This window comes from Brevibacterium sp. SIMBA_078, from assembly GCF_046534565.1.
Classification (GTDB): domain Bacteria; phylum Actinomycetota; class Actinomycetes; order Actinomycetales; family Brevibacteriaceae; genus Brevibacterium.
The window spans coordinates 1-243 of record NZ_JAWRYQ010000496.1; the positions used below are offsets into that span (position 1 = coordinate 1).

1 protein-coding gene is annotated in these 243 nt (G+C 41.2%); it reads left to right on the plus strand.

Features of this window, described 5'->3' with window-relative positions; genetic code table 11:
• On the plus strand, window positions 1-243 hold a 243-nt coding region (locus tag SB749_RS20550; RefSeq protein WP_410711942.1), incomplete at both ends, for a Maf family protein.

Consider the following 243-nt stretch of genomic DNA (forward strand, 5'->3'; position numbering starts at 1 on the left):
CGAACTCCCATATGATTATGTCGAACGTTTAGCGCGTTTAAAGGCACAAATGGGCGTAGAACAAGGATATACCGATCGGCCTGTTCTAGGTAGTGATACCGTGGTAGTGATGGATAATCAATCATTATGCAAGCCACGAGATAAAGAAGACTTTACTCACACCTTAAAACGTTTATCAGGAAATACTCACCAAGTGTTAACTGCTATCGCTTTTGCGACACCAGAAAAAGTAATGAGTTGTGT